Origin of the sequence: Stenotrophomonas maltophilia group sp. msm1, from assembly GCF_032025805.1 — a bacterium.
Lineage (GTDB): Bacteria > Pseudomonadota > Gammaproteobacteria > Xanthomonadales > Xanthomonadaceae > Stenotrophomonas > Stenotrophomonas hibiscicola.
In genome coordinates, this window is record NZ_JAVSKH010000001.1 from 1,158,731 (window position 1) to 1,176,997 (window position 18,267).

Genomic DNA, 18,267 nt, shown 5'->3' on the forward strand with positions numbered 1-18,267 from the left:
TCGCCTGGTTGCGACGCCGTTGGTCACCCGCTAGGGTTGAGGCCTATGGCAGGGAGCCAAAGGATCTGAATCATGCTGGGTATCCACCGCTGGCTGCGCGCCGGCCTGATCTTCACGCTGGCGGGCGCACTCGGCGCCTGTAGCAGCCGCGTACCGGATGCGCCGGAGCCGCTGGATCTGGTCAAGCCGATCGACGTGGCCGGGTCCGGCCAAGCGGTGCGGTTCGAGTTCGAGACGAATGCCCGCAACTTCTATCCGGGTCGTCCCTATGTTCTGGATCTTGAAGTGCAGCGACATGGACCCGGACCTGACAGTGAGCCTGACATGGACAATGTTCATGTTCCCTTTCAGCTGTCCCTGCAGCGCTGGGTCGCAGGTGCCTGGCAGGACGTTGCAACGTCTGATGTCTATCAGGCACGGGCGCGCAATCTGGGTGAGCCGCTCCCCGAATGGCATGAGTCGGCAGACTGGCGTTACGCGCAGCAGGTATCGATGGACGCCAGCCGACACAGGTTGAGCATCGTCACGCTGCCGATAGAAATGGGTGCCCGCTACCGCCTGGATGTGCGCACGGTGCAGCCCACCGCTGCGCTCCAGCATTACCCGGCGCAGCTGCGGGTTCATGCCGACCCACTCTCTGGAAAATAGACGTCATCCCACTGCTGGAAGGAACTGAAGGATTTTTCTTATGGATAAGCCGCGCTACACCGTAGAAATCGTCATTGCCGCACCTGGTACGCCGTTGGTGGACGAGAGAGGTGTACAGAAAGTTGTGGACGGGGTTCCGCAGACATCCGGGCCCGGACACATGTTCTACGTGCTCCATGGGCCGGACAAGACCACGCGGAGTTTCGGCTTCGCGCCTACGGAGCATGGAAGCATGAACGGGCCGGGCGAGGTCATGAAGACCGATGCGGTCGAGTACAGGAACCCGCATTACAGCCGCACGCTCGAGATCAGCGAGCAACAGTACAGAAAGCTTGAGGCCTTCGGTGCGCACCCGGATAAGTACGGCTTCGATCTTCAATACAAGGACGTGCGCAACAACTGCGTGGACTTCACCTGGGAAGCCTTGAACCACGCAGGCATCCAGCGGAAAAGCAGCATCGACGTGAACGCGTTGGGAGGTCCCGCTGGCCAGCTTCTTCCGGATGTTCGCATTCCTCTTGACATCAAGGGGGCGGGCAAGGACGCATTCCGACCGCTGCGCAACATCCACGGTGTGGATAGCATTGATCCGCCGTTTCCGGACAGCGAGCTCAACCAGAGGAAAACCAATCCCCTGCCGGAGCGCAGTCTCAAGCAACACATGCTGAGTGATGCCGAGGGCATGGGCGAACGAAGCGGTGATCTTCTGGCCCGGCACAGCAACGACCCGCTGCTCTCGCAGATCCACCAGGGCGTGGCCCGGCTCGATGCAGAGCGGGGCCGTGCCTTCGATGCCACCAGCGAGAACATCAGTGCCAGCCTGTACGCGCTGGCCAAAGCCAATGGCCTGACCCAGGTTGACCATGTGCTGTTGAGCGATCGCACCGCGCAGCCCGACGCTGCGCAGAACATCTTCATCGTGCAGGGCGAGCGCAACGATCCGGCACAGCTGCGCGCCGGCATGCCAACAGCGGTGGCTGCGCAGACACCGGCAGAAACTTCGTTCGAGCGTGCCGAGCAGCTGTCGCAGTCTGCACAGGTGCGTACGCAGGATGAGCTGCAGCAGCGCCAGGTGCAGGAGCAGTCCGGTCCGCGCATGGCCTAGCGCAGCAAGCGCCACGGCGAGCCGCCGTACTCGCGCTGGGCCGCCAGTAACGCTGGAGGCGGCTCAGCCCAGACGGTGTGCCGGGTTCTGCTGCTGCTCCTGCTCACGGGCCTGCTGTTCGGGCACTAGCCCCACGGCCGGCTGCTGCGGGGCCAACCCCAGCTTCTGCATCGACTGCTCCACCGGCGTCTGCGCCGCCACCGCGGTCGGCATCATCGCGCGCAGGTGCGCCGGATTGGCCGGGTCGCCCTGCACCACGAAGACGTTGTGCCCGGCCGGGTGCTGGGCCGTGGCGTTGCTGACCAGCACATGGTCGACCTGCTGCAGGCCCTGCTCGCGGGCCAGCACGGTCAGGCTGGCGGTCAGGCGTTCGCTGGTCTGGTCGAACGCACGGCCATGCTGGGCATCCAGAGCGGCCACGCCTTGGCGGACCTGCTGGTTGAGGCCGTAGTCGGGGTGGTTGGGGGTGAGTTCTGCCATGGCGATCGAACGGTAGCGGTGGGTCGGGGTGAACCCCTTCAGTATAAATCCGGCCGGTGAAGGGCGCCGGAAAGGTCAGTCCGCCGGCCGATGGTCGTAGCTGATCACCCGTTCGGCCAACCAGCGCCCGTCCACGCGGCGCCAGACCTGGATGAAGCGGGCCTGGCCGGTCCAGCGTTCCACGCCATCCTTGCCGCGTTCATGGAAGCGGTGGTTGCCGATTTCGAGCGCCCGCTCATCGTGCAGCGGGAAGACCTGCAGCGAAGATTCCACCAGCTCGCGGCGCAGCTGCCAGCCACCCTTGCGCGCGCTGCTGCACAGGGTGGCCACGCTGCGACGGAAGTCCTCGCGGCTGCTGGCCGACTTGCCGTCCTTGTCATGGAAGAACTCCATGTCGTCGGTCGTCATCGCGGCGGCCCTGTCGGCATTGCAGGCCTCGAAGGCGGCGGCGAACAGCTGGGTGTCGGCCTGGCGGATCTGCTCGCGCAGGGAGTCGGCGGGCGCTGGCGCGGCAACGAGGCCGGCGGCCAGCAAGGGCAGGGTGGGCAGCAGCATGGTGAGGCTCCAGGGAGGGTTCACGCAGGCTCGCATGGCGTTTGGGCCACTGCAGCCGGCGTCCGACGAAACGGCCCTTCCACGGAGTGAACGTCCGCATTGGCGGCCCGGCGCCAGCGTCGGGGCCGTGGCTGTGCAGGCGATGTCATGAGCGGCCGGGATTCCCTCACGGCCGCCACAGGGCACGGCCACTAGCCTGAACGCCTCCCTTTCCACAGGAGCGCCCATGCCTGCTTCCCGCATCCGCCTGCACGTTGAAGACACAGGGGGCCACGGCCGCCCGGTCATCCTGATCCACGGCTGGCCGCTGTCCGCCGATGCCTGGAGGACGCAGGTGACGATTCTGCGCGACGCTCAACACCGGGTGATCAGCTACGACCGGCGTGGCTTCGGCCGCTCCGACAAGCCGGCCGAAGGTTATGATTACGACACGCTGGCGGCGGACCTGGCGGGGTTGATCGAGGAACGTGACCTGCGCGACGTCACCCTGGTCGGCTTCTCGATGGGCGGCGGTGAGGTGGCGCGCTATGTGGCCAACCACGGGCAGCAGCGCCTGCACAGCGTGGTGTTTGCTGCCGCCGTGCCGCCGTACCTGCTGCGCAGTGATGACAACCCGGAAGGCCCGCTGACCCAGGACAAGGCTGACGAAATGCGCAGTGGTCTGGAGAAGGATCGCGAAGCGTTCTTCGACGGCTTCACCCGCGATTTCTTCAGCGCCAACGGCAAGCTGATGGTCACCGAGGAAGCGCGCCAGGCGGCGATTGCGCTGTGTCATCAGTCCGACCAGACGGCAGCGCTGGGCTGCATGAAAGCGTTTGCCACCACGGACTTCCGCGATGATCTGAAGAAGATCACAGTGCCCACCCTGATCCTGCACGGTGACAGCGATGCCATCGTTCCGTTTGAAGGCTCTGGCCAGCGCACGCACCGGGCCATTGCGGGCAGCGAAGTGGTGATCCTTGAAGGCGCGCCGCACGGCTGCAATACCAGCCATGCCGACCACTTCAATCTTGCCCTGCTGAACTTCCTGAAGCGGTAAGCTGCGGCCATGCGCGAACCGAAGATGCCACCGTGGAAGAAGCCCAACCCCAAGGGCCAGACCTCGCAGCCGCTGTCTCCTGCACAGAAGGAGGCGGCGCGGCAGCGGGCGGAAGAGAATGGGCGGCGCTATCCGAATCTGGTGGACAACATGTGGGCCGCCAAGCTGCCGCGCGGACTGTGATCTGTAGAATTGAGCCATGCTCGACTCCGCTCTGCATCCATCCACGCATGGCGTGGATCTACGGCAAAAGCAGCCGAGCGTGGGCTCGGCTCTACAGCTTGGCCAGCGGCTTCCAGCCGGGTTCCATCCAGGGCGCGATCTTGTTCTGGCCGACGGTGATGGCCTCAACTGGTACCCCAGCCAGGCGTGCAAGCTCCGCACGCAGCAGCTCGGCATCCACCGACATGGCCGTAGCCACCTGCAGCCGATCACCCTGATGTCTCACCTGTACCGGTAGCGTGGCACGCGCGTCCTGCTGGCCGCCGGTGCGCCCGATCGGGTAGCGCATTGTTACCGGCCGTGACAGCTGCGCCAGTGCGGGCTGCCACGCCTGCAGCACGAGGGGCTGCCCGGCAGCGGGAACATGTATTTCAGCAATCGTGGCTGGGTAGCCGGTGAGGCTCTCGACCATGACCTGGAAGCGCGCGCCATCTGGTACGGCCAGCACGGCGGCGATCAATACGCACAGCGAAACGAATACCGCCGCCAGGATCCAGCTGCGCGGCGCGGTGGCCGGTCGAGTCGCGTTGCGCAGCCCCGGTTTGCGCCGCAGCTTGCGCGCGTAAATGCGCCGGTCCTTCCTGCGCGGGCTGCTGCTGTGCTCAGGCAGGTTCAAGGGAACGCGCGGAAGGCGCGCCACGCGGGCCTGGATCAGGCGCGAGAGCAGCATCCACGCGATCACGAACGCCAGCAGCGGGAGCAGGGTTCGCACCCACAGATACAACGTGACCATCCACAACACCTCTACAGACGACCATCCATGCTCGTCTACATCCTACCGGGACCACGCGGTGGTTGTCGTATACGCCAGCCGACAGGCACAGGATGCTTGGTTAGGATGGTCCTTTGTTGTCATGGATGAACCGATGGTCTCTGCCGCTGCCCGCTTCTGTCGCATCTGTGGTCCCGGCCCGATCCTGCTGGCGCTGCAGGTGGTGGCGCTGCTGGCGGTAGGCCTTGCAGCCGGCTTCTTCCACTACCGTGTGGGACTGCTGCTGGAGCCGGTGGATGACGCATGCGGTGGGCCCGACGCGGCCGCACGCATACAGGTGGCCGAACAGCTGCTGGCGCGATCCACTGCGCTTGCACCGTGGCAACCGTTGCAGTGGATTCCGATGGCGGGCGTGGTGCTGGCGCTGCTGGGCGCGATGTCGATCAGCGTCTATCGGCTGGGGCGGTTGTCCGGACGGCTGCGGCGGGCCAACCGGGTCTTGATGATGCTGCATGGCGCGTTACTGGTGCTGGCGGTGCGGGCATTGCATCTGTACGACATGGCATGGACCAGTGTGGCCAAGCTGGCGCCGACAACCTGCCTGATGGAACTGGGGGAACAGGGCAGTTTGCCGCTGGCACAGGCGCAGGAGGTGGTGTTCGAGATCCTCACCCACGAGCATGCCCCGCTGCTGCGCAATCCCGATGATCTGGCCCTGGTGCTGGTCGCAGTGATGCTGATGGCGATGGCTGCAGGATTCATGTTGTGGCGGGCGATCGTGCGCGAGCGGGAGGTGCAGTCGCCCAGCCCATAGCAGCTGCATGCCCGACCAGGCGTTCTCAATCACGCTAAAGTCCGTACTTCGCCCCTGCAAGGAAGTGCTGATGCGTTGGTTGCTTCGCGCTGTACCGCTACTGCTCTGTTCGTTGGCGGTACACGCCGCTGAAGTAGATCGCCGGATTGCGGTGACCATCGACGACCTGCCCTGGGCGCGGGTGGATGAGATCGTTCCGCCTGACCTGCAGGCGCGGCATGAAGCGCTGATGGACCAGCTGCGCGAGGCAGGCGTGCCGGTGGTCGGCTTCGTCAACGAGAACAAGCTTGAGATCGACGGGCAGATGCAGCCGGCGCGGGTGCAGATGCTGCGTGACTGGCTGGACGCCGGCTACATGCTGGGCAACCACACCTACTCGCACATGGACCTGAACGCCAAGGGCGTGCCTGCGTTCCAGCGGGATTTCCTGCGTGGCGAGACGGTGCTGCGGCCGTTGCTGGCCGAGCGCGGGCTGAAGCCGCAGTGGATGCGTCACCCCTATCTGCGTGCGGGGCGCACGCCGGAAGACCGCGCGGAAATGGACGTGTTCTTCAAGCAGCTTGGCTACCGCGTGGCGCCGGTGACGGTGGACAACGGCGAGTGGGTGTGGGCGTTCGCCTATGCCAACGTGATGAACGAGCAGGCGGATTCGCCCGCGCGCGCGGCGACGCTGGCGCAGCTGCGCAAGGGCTACGTGCCGTACATGCTGAACAAGCTGGACTATTACGAGAAGCAGTCGCAGGCGCTACTTGGGTACGCGCTGCCGCAGGTGTGGCTGATGCACGCCAATGAGCTCAACGCGGCGACCTTTGCCGAACTGGTCGCGGCCACGAAGCGTCGCGGCTATCGCTTCATTTCATTGGACGAGGCGATGCGTGACCCGGCCTACGCACGGGGTGCCGAGGGCTACAACGGCCGCTATGGCCCGAGCTGGCTGCACCGCTGGGCGATGGCGCAGAACAAGCCGAAGGACTTCTACGCCGGCGAACCCGAGGTGCCGGCGTGGGTGATGAAGCTGGCCAAGGTCGACTCGGAGTGACGCTCAGCGCTTGACGGCCAGCACGCCGTCCAGCGCCAGTTCGGCCTTGAAACCCGCCTTTTCCAGGCGCTTGGCCACTTCACGCGGCACGTCGCGGCCGCTGGTCAGCTTGTTCGGCGCGCCGGTGTAATGGAACAGGCGGCCGCCCTTGCGGATGACGCGGGCGAGGTGGTCATAGAACACCTGGGAGTACAGCTCGCCGGCGATGCCGAAGCGCGGTGGGTCGTGCAGGATCGCATCGACACTGTTGCTGGCCACCTGTTCGATCTGCTGCGAGACGTCACCGTGGCTGAACTGCAGGCGGCCACCGGCGGCAGCCGAGTCTGGATCCGGCGACCACGGGTTGAGCGTGCGCAGCCACATCACATCGGCGTTCTTCTCGAACGAGCGGATCTGGCCGACACCGGCCTCCAGCGCGCAGGCGGCGAAGTAGCCCAGGCCACCGCAGGTATCGAGGATGACCTTGCCGGCCGGCGCGACCAGCTCCACCTTGCGGCGCGCATCCTCGAACGGCGACAGCTTCGAGGTCGGCAGCATCTTGATGCCGTCGATCTCGAAGGTCGGTGCGCCCCATTCGGTCGGCACCAGCTTGATCAGCGAGCCGCTGTAGCGCGAGATCGGCGCGAAGTCCTCGCCATCCCAGTAGTACAGCGTGCGGTCCTTCAGCTTGCCCGGCCACGGGTAGGGCTGGCCCCGGAAGTGGAAGCCGTCGGCATCCAGCACCACGCTGTCCTGGCTGCGGCCGAGGTCGATCGAGCCCTGCCATTCGGCAGCGCCCTTGTCATGGGCACGGCGCAGGGTGTCAGCGCTGTCGCGGGTCAGCAGGGGGCCGAAGTAATGGGGCACGGCGGGTACCGGGGCGTTTCGGGGGAGGGCATGGTACCGCAGGGCGCATGATGGGTTGAAAGAGTGATTTATGACCATGGTCGTTGAAAACAACGGTCTATGGGGCATGTGCAACTAATCTCAGTATGACGGGATGCCGCGACGCGGCCTTCAGTGAAAGGCTGAAGGCCGCCTAAGATCAGTTGCCTACTGAGCGAACTGAGTTCCGCGATTGGATGCGCATTGCCTTGGTATGCACACGTCCAGCGAGGTGCTCACGAATCGTGACTCCATTATGGTGCAGACGACGCCAATTCCCTCGCTGAGATAGAAGGGGGATGAATAATGACGTGTATCGCTAAAATAGCATCTGCCGTTGTCAATACCAATCTTAGCTGTTCGGGCTCCGGCAACGGAGCTCTCTGCATTCATCTGGCCTGTTGAATAATAGGACACGCCCACAGGAACACGTCCATTCGGCGCAGTTGCCGTAACCCAGTCAATACTCTTCGAACTCCATTTTGAGGTTGGATTCCCTGGGGTGTTTTCACGAGTGCATGCCCAGCCTGCTGCCGGCCCTTCAATCGTCCCCTCCCCTTGAGATGGTTCCATATCCATGGAAGCGCAGAAAGCTTGGTGGTAGAGCTTAGTCGCCTCCGACTGGTCGCTGTATCGATAGATCAATCGTCCAAATCCATCAGGCTTCAGATGCTGATCAACTTGAATCTGCCCTCCATCGAAGTCTGGCCAAGTTGTACGGCGAACAATGATGATCTCTCCTTTGGCGCTGAGCTCCGTTCTGTCGACACTCAATGGTGTTTCTGCGAATGCAGGCGAGGCCGTGGCGATTGCCAGACACAGGATCAGTGTGCGATTACTCATCTGCGAGTCTTCGTTCTTCGGTTGCGGAGACACTAGGCTCAACAATGTTCAGTTTTCAGATTGTGACCCGCACCGTACTTGACCAGATTTCAAACTTTTCTTACTAGTTTGAATGTTGATCCATCGCTCAATCGCACTTCACCGCATACACCGGCCCAGCACCGATCAGCATCAACGCCATGTAGTCACTATCGCTGGCCTTGCCGTTCAACGTCGCGTCCTTGTTGAAGTGGAAGATGCCGAAGCCGCCCGCCATGCGGATCAACGCGCTGTCGATCTGCTCGGCGTCATCGCGGAAGTAGCGGCTGATCTCGCTGCGGGTGGCCTTGTGCAGGGCATTCGGCTCGCGTTGCCACTGGTCGCCGCGGCTGAAGGAGACGAAGTACTGGCCGCCTTCCTTGTCGATGCGGAAGTCGGCCGGCTTGCGCGCTCCGGTGGCGAAGCAGCCCTGCAATGGGTCGGCGGAGAAGGGACGCCGCGCATCGTCGCCGCAGGCAGTGAGCAGCAGGAGGGCACCGGGCAGCAGCAGGCGGAGCGCTCGCATGGGATGTCCCTACAGTGCAGGTGCGGCTAGTGTAGGCAGCACGCGGGCGTGGCCCGTACAGAAATTCGGCAAGGACACAGGGGTTTTCGGATGGCGCAGGGCAAGGCACCGTGGTGCGGCGTGGCCAGTTGGGTGGGTATTGCAGTGGGTTGGGGGGCAGGCACCGTAGCGGCACAGGCGGCGGTCGCTGCGGGTGGCAATGGCATGGCCGCAGGGCTGGGCGTGGGCGTGCTGGGTGCGGCGCTGGTGGGCGGCGGCTTGGCCGTAGCCTCGCGCGTGCGCGGTGAGCGCTGGCCATGGATCGGCATCAGCGGTGCGGTGCTGAGCGCGCTGCCGCTGCTGATGTACCTGCTGCGGATGATGCTGAAGCTCTAGCGGTAGTGCCGGCCGCTGGCCGGCACCTGCAGGTCGCATGCGGCGTTCATGGAGTTGCCGGCGCGGCCGGCACTACCGGATGCAGGTCAGGTGCTGCGGTGGATCTCCACGGTGACATGCACCAGCTCCTCATGGATCGCCAGCGCGTTGCGCAGGGTATCGGCATCCAGCGTGGCGTCGCTGGTGACCACGCTGGCGCTGACCGCGTACTTGCCGCGACCGACCTGCCAGACGTGCAGGTCGGCCAGGCGCGCCGGCCACGGGCCCTGTTCGATCACTTCGCGTACTTCGGCCACCACCGGAGCGTCCATCTGCGCGTCGAGCAGGATGCGGCCGCTGTCGCGCAGCAGGCCCACCGCCCACACCGTGACCAGCACGGCGCCGACCAGGCCCATCACCGGGTCCAGCCAGGTCAGGCCCAGCAGCTTGCCGCCGAGCAGGGCGATGATGGCCAGCACCGAGGTGGCGGCGTCGGCCAGCACGTGCACATAGGCCGAGCGCAGGTTGAGGTCGTGACTGTGCGCATGGCCGTGATCGTGGTGTTCGTGGTCATGCCCGTGATGATGGCCATGGTCATGCCCGTGGTGGTGATGCGCGTGGCCCGGGCTGTCGTGCAGCCACCATGCACAGAGCAGGTTCACGCCCAGGCCTACCGCAGCGATGGCGATGGCTTCGTTGTAGTGGATCGGCGCCGGTACCCACAGCCGCTCCAGCGACTGCACGGCCATCAACGCGGCCACGCCGAGCAGAGCGATGGCGCTGGTATAGCCGGCCAGGATCTCGATCTTCCAGGTGCCGAAGGCGAAGCGCGGGTCGTGCGCGTAGCGGCGTGCGCAGCGGTACGCAAACACCGAGAGCCCGAGCGCCAGCGCATGCGAACTCATGTGCCAGCCGTCGGCGAGCACGGCCATGGAGTTGAACCACCAGCCGCCGACGATCTCCACGACCATCATGCTGACGGTGAGCCACAGGGCGCGGCGGGTATTGCGTTCGGCCAGCGGGTTGCCGTCGTCGAAGCGGTGTTCGTGGCGACGGGCGGCGGCGAGGGCGTCCAAGTGCATGGGGGCGGGAGCTGGAGTGGATACCCCCATAGGGTATATGATCCCGCCATGGCGCACGTACACAAAAATCGTAAGCAGCTGCTGACCCGGGTGCGCCGCATCGCGGGCCAGGTGGCGGCGTTGGAGCAGGCGCTGGACCAGCCCGAGGGTAAAGCCGGCGACTGCGCGGACGTGCTGGTGCAGGTCGCCGCCGTGCGCGGTGCCGCCCACAGCCTGCTGATGGAGCTGCTGCACGAGCACCTGCAGGAACACGTGGTGGGCGCCGAAGACCCGCAGCAGCGGGCGGCCGAGGCCGAGGTGCTGGTCGAGCTGCTGCGTCGCTACGGCAAATAGGCCGAGGGGCGGTAGAGTCGACTGTCAGTCGACTGCTCTTCGTACAACCAACGAAAGACCCCGCGCTTCGCGCGATAGTCGACTAACAGTCGACTCTACCCCCCGTGGCGGTGCCGCGCGTTCCAGATGTGCGTGGCGGCCAGCAGCAGGCTGCCGGTGACCGTCATCGGTGTTTCCCAGTCGTGCGAGGGCAGCGCAAGCGCGCCGGCCAGCAGCAGGCCGAGCCCGGCGCCGGCGGTGGCCCAGGCCAGCACGGGGAGGCGACGGCGACGCTCGGCCCGCCACAGCGCGTAGCCGGTCAGCGGCAGGGCGATGGCCACGAACAGCAAGTGCACCCATTCCGCTTCGGCCCACGCGCCGAACAGCGGCAACGCGGCAGCCAGCAGCGGCAGCGCCAGGCAGTGCAGCAGGCACAGGCTGGACAGGGCGACAGCGCCGGCATCGAGCAGGGCGGCAGACGGCGACTTCATCGGGGGAGGCTCCTTGCGCGACAGATGTTATACAGTAACATTTCCGTTCCGCAGCCAACCCGCTCCGACATGAACACTGTTTCCCGCGCCGACCGTCGCCTTCCGGTCACCGTGCTGTCCGGCTTCCTGGGGGCCGGCAAGACCACCCTGCTCAACCAGATCCTGCGCAACCGCGCGGGCCTGCGTGTGGCGGTCATCGTCAACGACATGAGCGAGGTCAACATCGACGCGCAGCAGGTGCGCGAGGGTGGGGCCGAACTGCGCCGCACCGAGGAGACGCTGGTGGAATTCAGCAATGGCTGCATCTGCTGCACGCTGCGCGATGACCTGCTGCAGGAAGTGCGGCGCCTGGCCGACGCCGGCCGCTACGACTACCTGCTGATCGAGTCGACCGGCATCGGCGAGCCGATGCCGGTGGCAGCCACCTTCGCCGTACGCGACGAGCATGGCTTCAGCCTGAGTGACGTCGCGCGACTGGACACGATGGTGACGGTGGTGGATGGCAGCGCGTTCCTCGCCGACTTCGGCTCGACGCTGCGCCTGGCCGAGCGTGGCCAGCAGGCCGGGCCGGACGACGATCGCGGCGTGGTCGACCTGTTGTGCGAGCAGGTCGAATTCGCCGATGTGATCGTGGTCAGCAAGGTCGATCAGACGGAAGATGACTTGCTGCAGGACACGCTGGCCGTGCTGCGCGGCCTGAACCGCGACGCGAAGCTGCTGCTGTCCCGCTTCGGTGACGTGCCACTGGCCGAGCTGCTGGACACTGGCCGCTTCGACTACGAGCGTGCGCAACGTGCGCCGGGCTGGGTGAAGGAACTGCGTGGCGAGCATACGCCGGAGACCGAAGAGTACGGCATCGGCAGCTTTGTCTATCGCTCGCGACGTCCGTTCCACCCCGTGCGATTCGCCCGCGCGCTGCAGTCGGGCATGCCTGGCGTGATCCGCAGCAAGGGCTGGTTCTGGCTGGCCAACCGCATGGACTGGGTGGGCGAACTGAACACCGTGGGCGCAGCGACGCGCACGCAGGCGGCGGGGTTCTGGTACGCCGCGCGTGATCGCGTGCGCGCTGGGCTGGAGGACACCGCGCCATTGCTGCCGCCCACGCCGCTGCCGTACAGCGACCTCGGCTGGGCACGGCAGCAGGCCGATTGCTGGAGCGCACCGTTGCCGGGGCCGGAGGACTTCCCGGATGCGGCCGCGCATTCGGCGATGCAGCGCCTGTGGCATCCGTTGTGGGGGGATCGCCGCCAGGAGCTGGTGGTGATCGGCGTGCACATGGATGAGCGCGCGGTGCGAGCGGAGCTGGACGTGTGCCTGCTCAACGATCAGGAACTGCGTGCGGGGCCGTTGCTGTGGCAGCAGTTGCCGCAGGCGTTCCCGGTGTGGAAGCGGTGAGCGAACGGCTCCAGTAGATTCACGCCATGCGTGGATGGCGGTTCAACCGGTCTTTGCCCGCCTTGTAGAGCCGAGCCCACGCTCGGCTGCAATTGCAGTGGTTCCACGCCATGCGTGATGCGTCAGCCGAGCGTGGGCTCGGCTCTACAGAATCGAACCCACGCATGGCGTGGATCTACAAGGCATCGCGCCATTGCCAGGCGTCGGAGGTGACTCGCAGTACCCGCGTCGGTCGCAATGCCTGCAGCAGGTACCGGTCGTGGCTGACCATCACCAGTGCGCCCGGCCACGCCGCAAGCAATTCTTCCAACGCCTGCAATGCGCTCAGATCCAGCGCATTGCCCGGCTCGTCCAGCAGCAACAGCTGCGGTGCGGGATCGGCATACAGCACGCTGGCCAGCGCGCCTTTCACCCGTTCGCCATCGCTGAGGCTGCTGGCTTGCCGCTGGATGCGCTGCGCGTCCAGCCCAAGCAGGGCCAGCCGTGTGCGCAGTTCGCCGGGGGCCGCGCGCGGGTTGGCGGCCTGCACGGTGTCGAGGATGCTGCGCTCGCCGGACAGCCCCAGCAGCTGCTGGTCGAGCAGGGCCAGGGGCGCATGCCGTTGCACGATGCCGCTGCGCGCAGGCAACTGGCCGGCCAGCACGCGCAGCAGGGTGGATTTTCCAGCACCGTTGTCGCCGATCACGGCGATGCGTTGCCCGCGGCGGATCTCCAGCTGCAACGGCGCACTGCAGCCATGCGGCAGCACCAGGGATTCGGCCTGCAGCAGACGCGTGCTGCCACGTTCGCCTGCGACGGCAAACAGCGCCAGCTCCGGCGCCACATGCACCGCCGATGCCGCTGCGCGAAGCTGCTCTGCGCTGGCCTGCAGGCGTTCGGCCTGTACCAGCTGCGCGCGGCCGTGGCTGGCCTCGGCGCGCTGCTTCTGCCGGCCGAGCAGGATGGGGGCCTGGTTGGCCTGCTTCGCATCGCGATTGCCACGCGCCTGGCGTTGTTGTTGCCGTTCGTGCTGTTCGCGCGCGCTGCGTTGCTGCTGCCGGTGCTGGGCGCGCGCATGGTCGAGCTGGGCGGCGGCAGCTTCGCGCTCGGCGGCGCGCGCATCGGCGTAGTGCTGCCACGGTCCGCCGTAACGATGCAGCCCGCGCCCATCGAGCTCGACGATCTGCTGCATGTGCCCAAGCAGCTCGCGATCATGACTGACCGCCAGCAGGCCGCCGCGCCACTGCTGCAACTGCTCGTACAGCTGTTGGCGATGGCGTGCATCGAGGTGGTTGCTGGGTTCGTCCAGGATCAGCCAATCGGCACCGCTGGCCCAGGCACCGGACAGCGCCACCTGCATCGCCTGGCCACCGCTGAGACGCGCGGCAGGCTGGGCGGAGTCGAGGTCATCGGGCAGCCCGAGCATCTGCCATTGCTGCTGCAGGCATTCGCGCAGATCCCAGCGGTCGCCGATGCAGGCGAAGTCGGCCTCATCCACGCTGCCGGCCTCGATGCGTTGCAACGCGGCCAGTTCCGCGCCGACGCCGGCCAGCTCACCAACCGTGCCGGCGGGTGGATAACCGGGCGTCGGCAACAGGAACACCCGGCCACTGCCGCGTACCTGGCCGCTGTCGGGCAGCAGCCGGCCAGCCAGCAGGCGTGCCAGCACACTCTTGCCGGCGCCATTGGCACCGACCAGGCCGGTAGCAACCGGTTCGAAGGAAAACGTCAGATCGGAAAACAGCAGGCGGCCGTCGGCCAATCGATACGACACGCGATCGAGCGTGAGGGAATGCGGGGTCATGCGACCTCCATGGATGCCGGGTTCTCCCCTGCGCGCAGGGGGCGGGAAGAGTCAGGCCGTCTGGTGGGAAGACGGCGGCATCAATGGCGCATTGGTCGCGAGCCTCTTGGAGGAATGAGCGGCCAGTATAGCGGCAGTGGCTGAATGGTTTGATGGCTCTGCACTACAAGAGCATCCACGCATGGCGTGGATCTACTGTGGGCCGGGCATGGGTGGATTGCTCGTGGCTACGGCACGGTACCCAGGCGGGCGCCGACGAAGTCGATGAACACCCGCAGCTTCGGCAGTACGTGTCGGCCCGACGGCCACAGCAGATGGAAGGTGCCGCAGGAATGCACGTGTTCGTCCAGCACCGTGACCAGGCGGCCGTCGGCCAGGGCATCGCGCACCGAGTGCACCGGCACGAAGGCCAGGCCGATATGGCGCAGTGCGAGCGCCACCCGCGCTTCGATGGTGTTGGCCACCATGTGCACCGGAAGCTCCTGCGGCGTTTCATCGTCGGGCCAGTGGATCGGCCACGGTTCCAGCTTGCCGGTGGTGGGGAAGCGATAGTGCAGCAGCGTGTGCTGCATCAAGCCTGCCGGCGTGCGCGGAACGCCGCAGCGCTGCAGGTAGCCCGGCGAGGCAACGACGCGGCGCGGGAACACACCCAGGCGCCGTGCGTTCATGCGTGAGTCGCTGGGTTCGCCGACGCGCAGCACCGCATCGAAGCCCTCCTCGATGACATCAACCAGGCGGTCACTGAAGTCCAGGTCCAGGCGGATATCCGGGTACGCCGCCATGAATTCGGCCATCAACGGCAGGGTGAGGTCGCCAACCAGGGGCAGGCTGATGCGCAGGGTGCCACGGGGCGAGGCGTGCGGTTGTGCCAGCTCGGTGCGCGCGGCATCGCGCTCGTCCAGGATGCGCCGGCAGCGCGCCAGGAACAGCTGGCCCTCGGCGGTGAGGGTGATGCTGCGCGTGCTGCGATGGAACAGCCGTACGCCCAGCGCGTGCTCCAGCCGTGCCACGCACTTGCCCGCTGCCGAGGCGGAAATACCCTGCAGGCGTCCGGTCTCGACGAAGCTGCGGGTGTCGGCCGCGTGCACGAAGGTCTGCAGGTTGGCGAGGTTGTCCAGGACGGACATGGGCGTGCGGGCAATGAAAGCGGCAGGGTAGGGTGCGTGAACGTAGCGGGCGGCACCGCCATCGCAACACTGTGATGCGCGGTGGCGTGGGGACGGTTGCGGCCATGCAGTTCCGGCAATCATGCCGATTGCGGACTGGACGGTCCATGATGCCCGGAGCGGCAACCGGCTTTTTGCGCGGCCACCCGCTGCCTAACGTGGCGGCCTCTCCCCACGGACCATCGCGATGAATGCTGTTCCTTCCCTTGCCCCTGCGCCGACGCTGCCTTCAGTGGAGCGGCTGCTGCAGCAGGTCCACCCGCAGCGCCTGGTCGGCGCGGTGGTGCTGGTGCGCGAGCACGGCGTACTGCGCCATGCCAGCGCGACCGGGCTGGCCGATCGTGAATCGGTCACGCCGATGCAGCGCGACCAGCTGTTCCGGTTGGCGTCGGTGAGCAAGCCGCTGCTGAGCACGGTGATCCTGCGCCTGGTGGCCGAGGGTGTGCTCGACCTGGACACATCGGTACAGCGCTGGCTGCCGGATTTCCGCCCGGCGTTGGCCGATGGCACTGCGCCGCCGATCAGCCTGCGCCAGCTGCTCAGCCACAGCAGCGGGCTGGGCTACCGCTTCCTCGAAGCCGATGTGGACGGCCCCTATGCGCGCGCCGGGGTCAGCGATGGCCTGGACGCGAACCCGCTCTCGCTGGCCGAGAACGTGCGCCGCATCGCGCAGGCACCGCTGCTGTTCGCGCCGGGCAGCCACTGGCTGTACTCGCTGGGCGTGGACGTTGCCGGTGCCGTGGCTGAAGCAGCGACCGGTGAATCCCTGCAGGCACTGTTCGAGCGCTTGCTGGCCGCACCCCTGGGCCTGCGTGACACCGCCTTCGCTGCGCGCAACGCGGCACGGCTGGCCACGCCCTATGTGAGCGACACACCGCAGCCGCACCGCCTGCGCGAAGGCGAGGTGGTCGCTCCGTTCGAGGGTACTGTCGGTATCGAGTACAGCCTCGCGCGCGCCACCGATGCCAGTCGTTTCCCTTCGGCCGGGGCAGGCCTGGTCGGTAGCGCCGATGAAGTGATGGCGGTGCTGGAGGCCTTGCGTGATGTGCAGCGTTCAGGCCTGTTGCCGCCGGTACTGGCAGCGGAGATGGCCAGCCCGCAGGTGGGCGAACAGGGGCCGCCGGAACCGGCCGGCTGGGGCTTCGGCCTTGGCTTTGCGGTGCTGCGCGATGCGGCCGCCAGCGGTACGCCGCAGAGCGCAGGCACATGGCGTTGGGGCGGCGCCTACGGGCACAGCTGGTTTGTCGATCCTGCGCGTGGGCTCAGCGTGGTGGCGCTGACCAACACCCTGTACGAAGGCATGGATGGCGCCTTCGTCGATGAGCTGCGTGATGCGGTCTACGCCGATCTGGAGGCCGCCCGATGAGCGGCCATGCCATCGATGCGGCTGGCCCGGCCGGTGAAGCCACGCGCCTGCCGTGGGCGGGGCTGCTGGCGCTGGCCGGCGGCGGTTTCATCACCCTGCTGACCGAGACCCTGCCGGCGGGCGTCCTGCGGCCGATGGGCGAAGGCCTGGGCGTGAGCGATGCGGCGGTGGGCCAGCTCGTCAGCGTGTACGCACTGGGCTCGGTGATGGCCGCATTGCCGATGACTGCGTTGACCCAGCGCCTGCCGCGACGCGCCTTGTTGCTGGCCGCCATTGCCGGCTTCGTGGTGGTCAATACGCTGACCGCAGTGAGCAGCAGCTATCCACTGATCCTGGCCGCACGTTTCCTGGCCGGGGTGAGTGGTGGCCTGTTGTGGTCGCTGGTGGCCGGCTATGCGGCGCGCATGGTGGTGCCCTCGCTGCAGGGCCGGGCAATTGCGGTGGCGATGGTCGGATCGCCGTTGGCGCTGTCGCTGGGCGTACCGGCGGGCACGTTGCTGGGGCAGCAGCTCGGCTGGCGCTGGGCATTCGCCCTGATGAGCGTGCTGGCCGTGGTGCTGCTTGCCTACGCACGCTGGGCTCTGCCCGCGCTGCCGGCGGCGGCAGCCGGCCGGCGCACCTCGCTGGCGACGGTGTGGCGCATGCCCGGCGTGCGCAGCGCGCTGGCGGTAATGGTGCTGTACGTGCTGGCGCACAACGTGCTCTACACCTACATCGAACCGCTGGCGGTGGAGGCGGGGGCCGGCCCGTGGCTGGACCGCCTGCTGCTGGCCTTCGGGCTGGCGGCCATTGCCGGTATCGGTATCGCTGGCTGGGGTGTGGATCGCCACCTGCGCACGCTGGTGTGGGCGGCCGTGATCGGCTTCATCGTGCCGGTGCTCGCGCTGCTGCTGTGGCCGGGCGACGCGATCGCGCTGCTGCTGGCGACGATCCTGTGGGGCGTTGCCTTTGGCGCGGTACCTACGTTGTTCCAGACCGCATTGGCGCGGCGTGCCGGTGCCGCCGCAGATCTGGCGCAGTCGATGCTGGTGACCGGCTGGAACCTGGCCATTGCTGCCGGTGGCGTTGCAGGGGGTGTGCTGCTGCAGGCGGGCGGCCCGAACCAGTTGGGATGGCTGCCGTTGCTGCTGCTGGCGGTGAGCGTGGCGTGGTTGCTGGCACGGCCGAAGGCCTGGGCGTAGGCCCGGGTCAAACGTTACGGAGGTGCCGGCCAGCGGCCGGCACTACCGTGGTCCACGCCATCCACGCATGGCGTGGATCCACCGAGCGCAGCGACCCGCGTTTGCTTTTGCTTTTGCTTTCTTCTGTTGATTCCGTGGCAGGACGCCGCCGCAATGTGTCCGTGGCCGGGTGGGTGGGTTGCGCAGGGGCGTGAGCCGCATGGATGCGGCGACCGAGCTTACATGGACGTACTTGCAGCGCCCCCTGCGCGACCCATCCACCCGGCCCCAAC

General features: G+C 66.6%; 21 protein-coding genes. 11 read left to right on the forward strand and 10 right to left on the reverse strand.

What is annotated here, in order from left to right; all coding sequences use genetic code 11:
* Positions 1-72 precede the first annotated feature (72 nt).
* Both ROV95_RS05135 and ROV95_RS05140 read left to right on the forward strand, forming a co-directional pair.
* A complete protein-coding gene (locus ROV95_RS05135; RefSeq protein WP_312543350.1) occupies positions 73-648 on the forward strand; it encodes a hypothetical protein in 576 nt (191 codons plus the stop codon).
* 40 nt (positions 649-688) lie between these two features.
* Positions 689-1,753 (forward strand): XVIPCD domain-containing protein, encoded by a 1,065-nt coding sequence (locus ROV95_RS05140; protein ID WP_312543352.1) that lies wholly within the window; start codon positions 689-691, stop codon positions 1,751-1,753.
* Between the two features lie 63 nt (positions 1,754-1,816).
* On the opposite strand, the gene ROV95_RS05145 is transcribed toward ROV95_RS05140, so the two are convergent.
* Both ROV95_RS05145 and ROV95_RS05150 read right to left on the reverse strand, forming a co-directional pair.
* On the reverse strand, positions 1,817-2,233 hold the full coding sequence (locus ROV95_RS05145) for an XVIPCD domain-containing protein (RefSeq protein WP_019660874.1): 417 nt from the start codon (positions 2,231-2,233) through the stop codon (positions 1,817-1,819).
* Between the two features lie 75 nt (positions 2,234-2,308).
* Positions 2,309-2,788 (reverse strand): nuclear transport factor 2 family protein, encoded by a 480-nt coding sequence (locus tag ROV95_RS05150; protein ID WP_019660875.1) that lies wholly within the window; start codon positions 2,786-2,788, stop codon positions 2,309-2,311.
* 226 nt (positions 2,789-3,014) lie between these two features.
* On the opposite strand from ROV95_RS05150, the gene ROV95_RS05155 reads away from it, so the two are divergent.
* Both ROV95_RS05155 and ROV95_RS05160 read left to right on the forward strand, forming a co-directional pair.
* Complete coding sequence (locus tag ROV95_RS05155) at positions 3,015-3,827, forward strand: alpha/beta hydrolase (RefSeq protein WP_312543354.1); 813 nt, start codon at positions 3,015-3,017, stop codon at positions 3,825-3,827.
* A gap of 9 nt (positions 3,828-3,836) precedes the next feature.
* Complete coding sequence (locus ROV95_RS05160) at positions 3,837-4,010, forward strand: hypothetical protein (protein WP_167692772.1); 174 nt, start codon at positions 3,837-3,839, stop codon at positions 4,008-4,010.
* Between the two features lie 91 nt (positions 4,011-4,101).
* Here ROV95_RS05160 and ROV95_RS05165 read toward each other — a convergent pair whose 3' ends face one another.
* Positions 4,102-4,782, reverse strand: coding sequence for a hypothetical protein (locus ROV95_RS05165; protein ID WP_312543355.1), 681 nt, complete (start codon positions 4,780-4,782; stop codon positions 4,102-4,104).
* 133 nt (positions 4,783-4,915) lie between these two features.
* Between ROV95_RS05165 and ROV95_RS05170 the strand changes: the two genes are divergently transcribed.
* Positions 4,916-5,575: a hypothetical protein gene (locus ROV95_RS05170; RefSeq protein ID WP_181451832.1), complete on the forward strand. Its 660-nt coding sequence runs from the start codon at positions 4,916-4,918 to the stop codon at positions 5,573-5,575.
* Positions 5,576-5,645: 70 nt separating this feature from the next.
* The gene (locus ROV95_RS05175) at positions 5,646-6,614 is read left to right on the forward strand and encodes a polysaccharide deacetylase family protein (protein WP_134731148.1); all 969 of its coding nucleotides are present in this window, start codon (positions 5,646-5,648) and stop codon (positions 6,612-6,614) included.
* 3 nt (positions 6,615-6,617) lie between these two features.
* Here the strand turns inward: ROV95_RS05175 and ROV95_RS05180 are convergent, their stop codons facing one another.
* The 3 genes from ROV95_RS05180 to ROV95_RS05190 all read right to left on the reverse strand — a co-directional run bounded on the left by ROV95_RS05180 (position 6,618) and on the right by ROV95_RS05190 (position 8,865).
* The gene (locus ROV95_RS05180) at positions 6,618-7,460 is read right to left on the reverse strand and encodes an MnmC family methyltransferase (protein WP_312543357.1); all 843 of its coding nucleotides are present in this window, start codon (positions 7,458-7,460) and stop codon (positions 6,618-6,620) included.
* A gap of 186 nt (positions 7,461-7,646) precedes the next feature.
* Complete coding sequence (locus tag ROV95_RS05185) at positions 7,647-8,321, reverse strand: hypothetical protein (RefSeq protein WP_134731146.1); 675 nt, start codon at positions 8,319-8,321, stop codon at positions 7,647-7,649.
* 127 nt (positions 8,322-8,448) lie between these two features.
* The gene (locus ROV95_RS05190) at positions 8,449-8,865 is read right to left on the reverse strand and encodes a hypothetical protein (protein ID WP_312543360.1); all 417 of its coding nucleotides are present in this window, start codon (positions 8,863-8,865) and stop codon (positions 8,449-8,451) included.
* A gap of 90 nt (positions 8,866-8,955) precedes the next feature.
* Here ROV95_RS05190 and ROV95_RS05195 point away from each other — a divergent pair, with 90 nt between their 5' ends.
* A complete protein-coding gene (locus ROV95_RS05195) occupies positions 8,956-9,240 on the forward strand; it encodes a hypothetical protein (protein WP_171953349.1) in 285 nt (94 codons plus the stop codon).
* Positions 9,241-9,326: 86 nt separating this feature from the next.
* Here ROV95_RS05195 and dmeF read toward each other — a convergent pair whose 3' ends face one another.
* Positions 9,327-10,301 carry a CDF family Co(II)/Ni(II) efflux transporter DmeF gene (gene dmeF, locus ROV95_RS05200; RefSeq protein ID WP_021204444.1) on the reverse strand — a complete coding sequence of 325 codons (975 nt, stop codon included), beginning with the start codon at positions 10,299-10,301 and terminating at the stop codon, positions 9,327-9,329.
* A gap of 48 nt (positions 10,302-10,349) precedes the next feature.
* Here dmeF and ROV95_RS05205 point away from each other — a divergent pair, with 48 nt between their 5' ends.
* Positions 10,350-10,634 carry a metal/formaldehyde-sensitive transcriptional repressor gene (locus ROV95_RS05205; RefSeq protein ID WP_111098371.1) on the forward strand — a complete coding sequence of 95 codons (285 nt, stop codon included), beginning with the start codon at positions 10,350-10,352 and terminating at the stop codon, positions 10,632-10,634.
* Between the two features lie 95 nt (positions 10,635-10,729).
* Here ROV95_RS05205 and ROV95_RS05210 read toward each other — a convergent pair whose 3' ends face one another.
* Complete coding sequence (locus ROV95_RS05210) at positions 10,730-11,104, reverse strand: MerC domain-containing protein (protein WP_021204442.1); 375 nt, start codon at positions 11,102-11,104, stop codon at positions 10,730-10,732.
* 69 nt (positions 11,105-11,173) lie between these two features.
* Between ROV95_RS05210 and ROV95_RS05215 the strand changes: the two genes are divergently transcribed.
* A complete protein-coding gene (locus ROV95_RS05215) occupies positions 11,174-12,499 on the forward strand; it encodes a GTP-binding protein (protein WP_312543365.1) in 1,326 nt (441 codons plus the stop codon).
* Between the two features lie 175 nt (positions 12,500-12,674).
* On the opposite strand, the gene ROV95_RS05220 is transcribed toward ROV95_RS05215, so the two are convergent.
* Both ROV95_RS05220 and ROV95_RS05225 read right to left on the reverse strand, forming a co-directional pair.
* Positions 12,675-14,282: an ATP-binding cassette domain-containing protein gene (locus tag ROV95_RS05220; protein ID WP_312543367.1), complete on the reverse strand. Its 1,608-nt coding sequence runs from the start codon at positions 14,280-14,282 to the stop codon at positions 12,675-12,677.
* Between the two features lie 227 nt (positions 14,283-14,509).
* Entirely contained in the window at positions 14,510-15,409 is a 900-nt protein-coding gene (locus tag ROV95_RS05225; protein WP_312543369.1) for a LysR family transcriptional regulator, read from the reverse strand.
* Between the two features lie 226 nt (positions 15,410-15,635).
* On the opposite strand from ROV95_RS05225, the gene ROV95_RS05230 reads away from it, so the two are divergent.
* Positions 15,636-16,814, forward strand: coding sequence for a serine hydrolase domain-containing protein (locus ROV95_RS05230; RefSeq protein ID WP_312543371.1), 1,179 nt, complete (start codon positions 15,636-15,638; stop codon positions 16,812-16,814).
* Positions 16,811-17,995 (forward strand): MFS transporter, encoded by a 1,185-nt coding sequence (locus tag ROV95_RS05235; RefSeq protein WP_197575946.1) that lies wholly within the window; start codon positions 16,811-16,813, stop codon positions 17,993-17,995. Before ROV95_RS05230 ends, ROV95_RS05235 begins: the two co-directional genes overlap by 4 nt.
* Positions 17,996-18,267 lie beyond the last annotated feature (272 nt).

Excerpts from the sequence above, each read along its gene's own strand:
- ROV95_RS05230 (WP_312543371.1), top strand. The coding sequence starts at position 15,636 with ATGAATGCTGTTCCTTCCCTTGCCCCTGCGCCGACGCTGCCTTCAGTG.
- ROV95_RS05190 (WP_312543360.1), bottom strand. The coding sequence starts at position 8,865 with ATGCGAGCGCTCCGCCTGCTGCTGCCCGGTGCCCTCCTGCTGCTCACT.
- ROV95_RS05235 (WP_197575946.1), top strand. The coding sequence starts at position 16,811 with ATGAGCGGCCATGCCATCGATGCGGCTGGCCCGGCCGGTGAAGCCACG.
- ROV95_RS05135 (WP_312543350.1), top strand. The coding sequence starts at position 73 with ATGCTGGGTATCCACCGCTGGCTGCGCGCCGGCCTGATCTTCACGCTG.
- ROV95_RS05220 (WP_312543367.1), bottom strand. The coding sequence starts at position 14,282 with ATGACCCCGCATTCCCTCACGCTCGATCGCGTGTCGTATCGATTGGCC.
- ROV95_RS05150 (WP_019660875.1), bottom strand. The coding sequence starts at position 2,788 with ATGCTGCTGCCCACCCTGCCCTTGCTGGCCGCCGGCCTCGTTGCCGCG.
- ROV95_RS05215 (WP_312543365.1), top strand. The coding sequence starts at position 11,174 with ATGAACACTGTTTCCCGCGCCGACCGTCGCCTTCCGGTCACCGTGCTG.
- ROV95_RS05205 (WP_111098371.1), top strand. The coding sequence starts at position 10,350 with ATGGCGCACGTACACAAAAATCGTAAGCAGCTGCTGACCCGGGTGCGC.
- ROV95_RS05195 (WP_171953349.1), top strand. The coding sequence starts at position 8,956 with ATGGCGCAGGGCAAGGCACCGTGGTGCGGCGTGGCCAGTTGGGTGGGT.
- ROV95_RS05185 (WP_134731146.1), bottom strand. The coding sequence starts at position 8,321 with ATGAGTAATCGCACACTGATCCTGTGTCTGGCAATCGCCACGGCCTCG.
- ROV95_RS05210 (WP_021204442.1), bottom strand. The coding sequence starts at position 11,104 with ATGAAGTCGCCGTCTGCCGCCCTGCTCGATGCCGGCGCTGTCGCCCTG.
- ROV95_RS05175 (WP_134731148.1), top strand. The coding sequence starts at position 5,646 with ATGCGTTGGTTGCTTCGCGCTGTACCGCTACTGCTCTGTTCGTTGGCG.
- ROV95_RS05225 (WP_312543369.1), bottom strand. The coding sequence starts at position 15,409 with ATGTCCGTCCTGGACAACCTCGCCAACCTGCAGACCTTCGTGCACGCG.
- ROV95_RS05160 (WP_167692772.1), top strand. The coding sequence starts at position 3,837 with ATGCGCGAACCGAAGATGCCACCGTGGAAGAAGCCCAACCCCAAGGGC.
- ROV95_RS05165 (WP_312543355.1), bottom strand. The coding sequence starts at position 4,782 with ATGGTCACGTTGTATCTGTGGGTGCGAACCCTGCTCCCGCTGCTGGCG.
- ROV95_RS05155 (WP_312543354.1), top strand. The coding sequence starts at position 3,015 with ATGCCTGCTTCCCGCATCCGCCTGCACGTTGAAGACACAGGGGGCCAC.
- ROV95_RS05170 (WP_181451832.1), top strand. The coding sequence starts at position 4,916 with ATGGTCTCTGCCGCTGCCCGCTTCTGTCGCATCTGTGGTCCCGGCCCG.
- ROV95_RS05140 (WP_312543352.1), top strand. The coding sequence starts at position 689 with ATGGATAAGCCGCGCTACACCGTAGAAATCGTCATTGCCGCACCTGGT.
- ROV95_RS05145 (WP_019660874.1), bottom strand. The coding sequence starts at position 2,233 with ATGGCAGAACTCACCCCCAACCACCCCGACTACGGCCTCAACCAGCAG.
- dmeF (WP_021204444.1), bottom strand. The coding sequence starts at position 10,301 with ATGCACTTGGACGCCCTCGCCGCCGCCCGTCGCCACGAACACCGCTTC.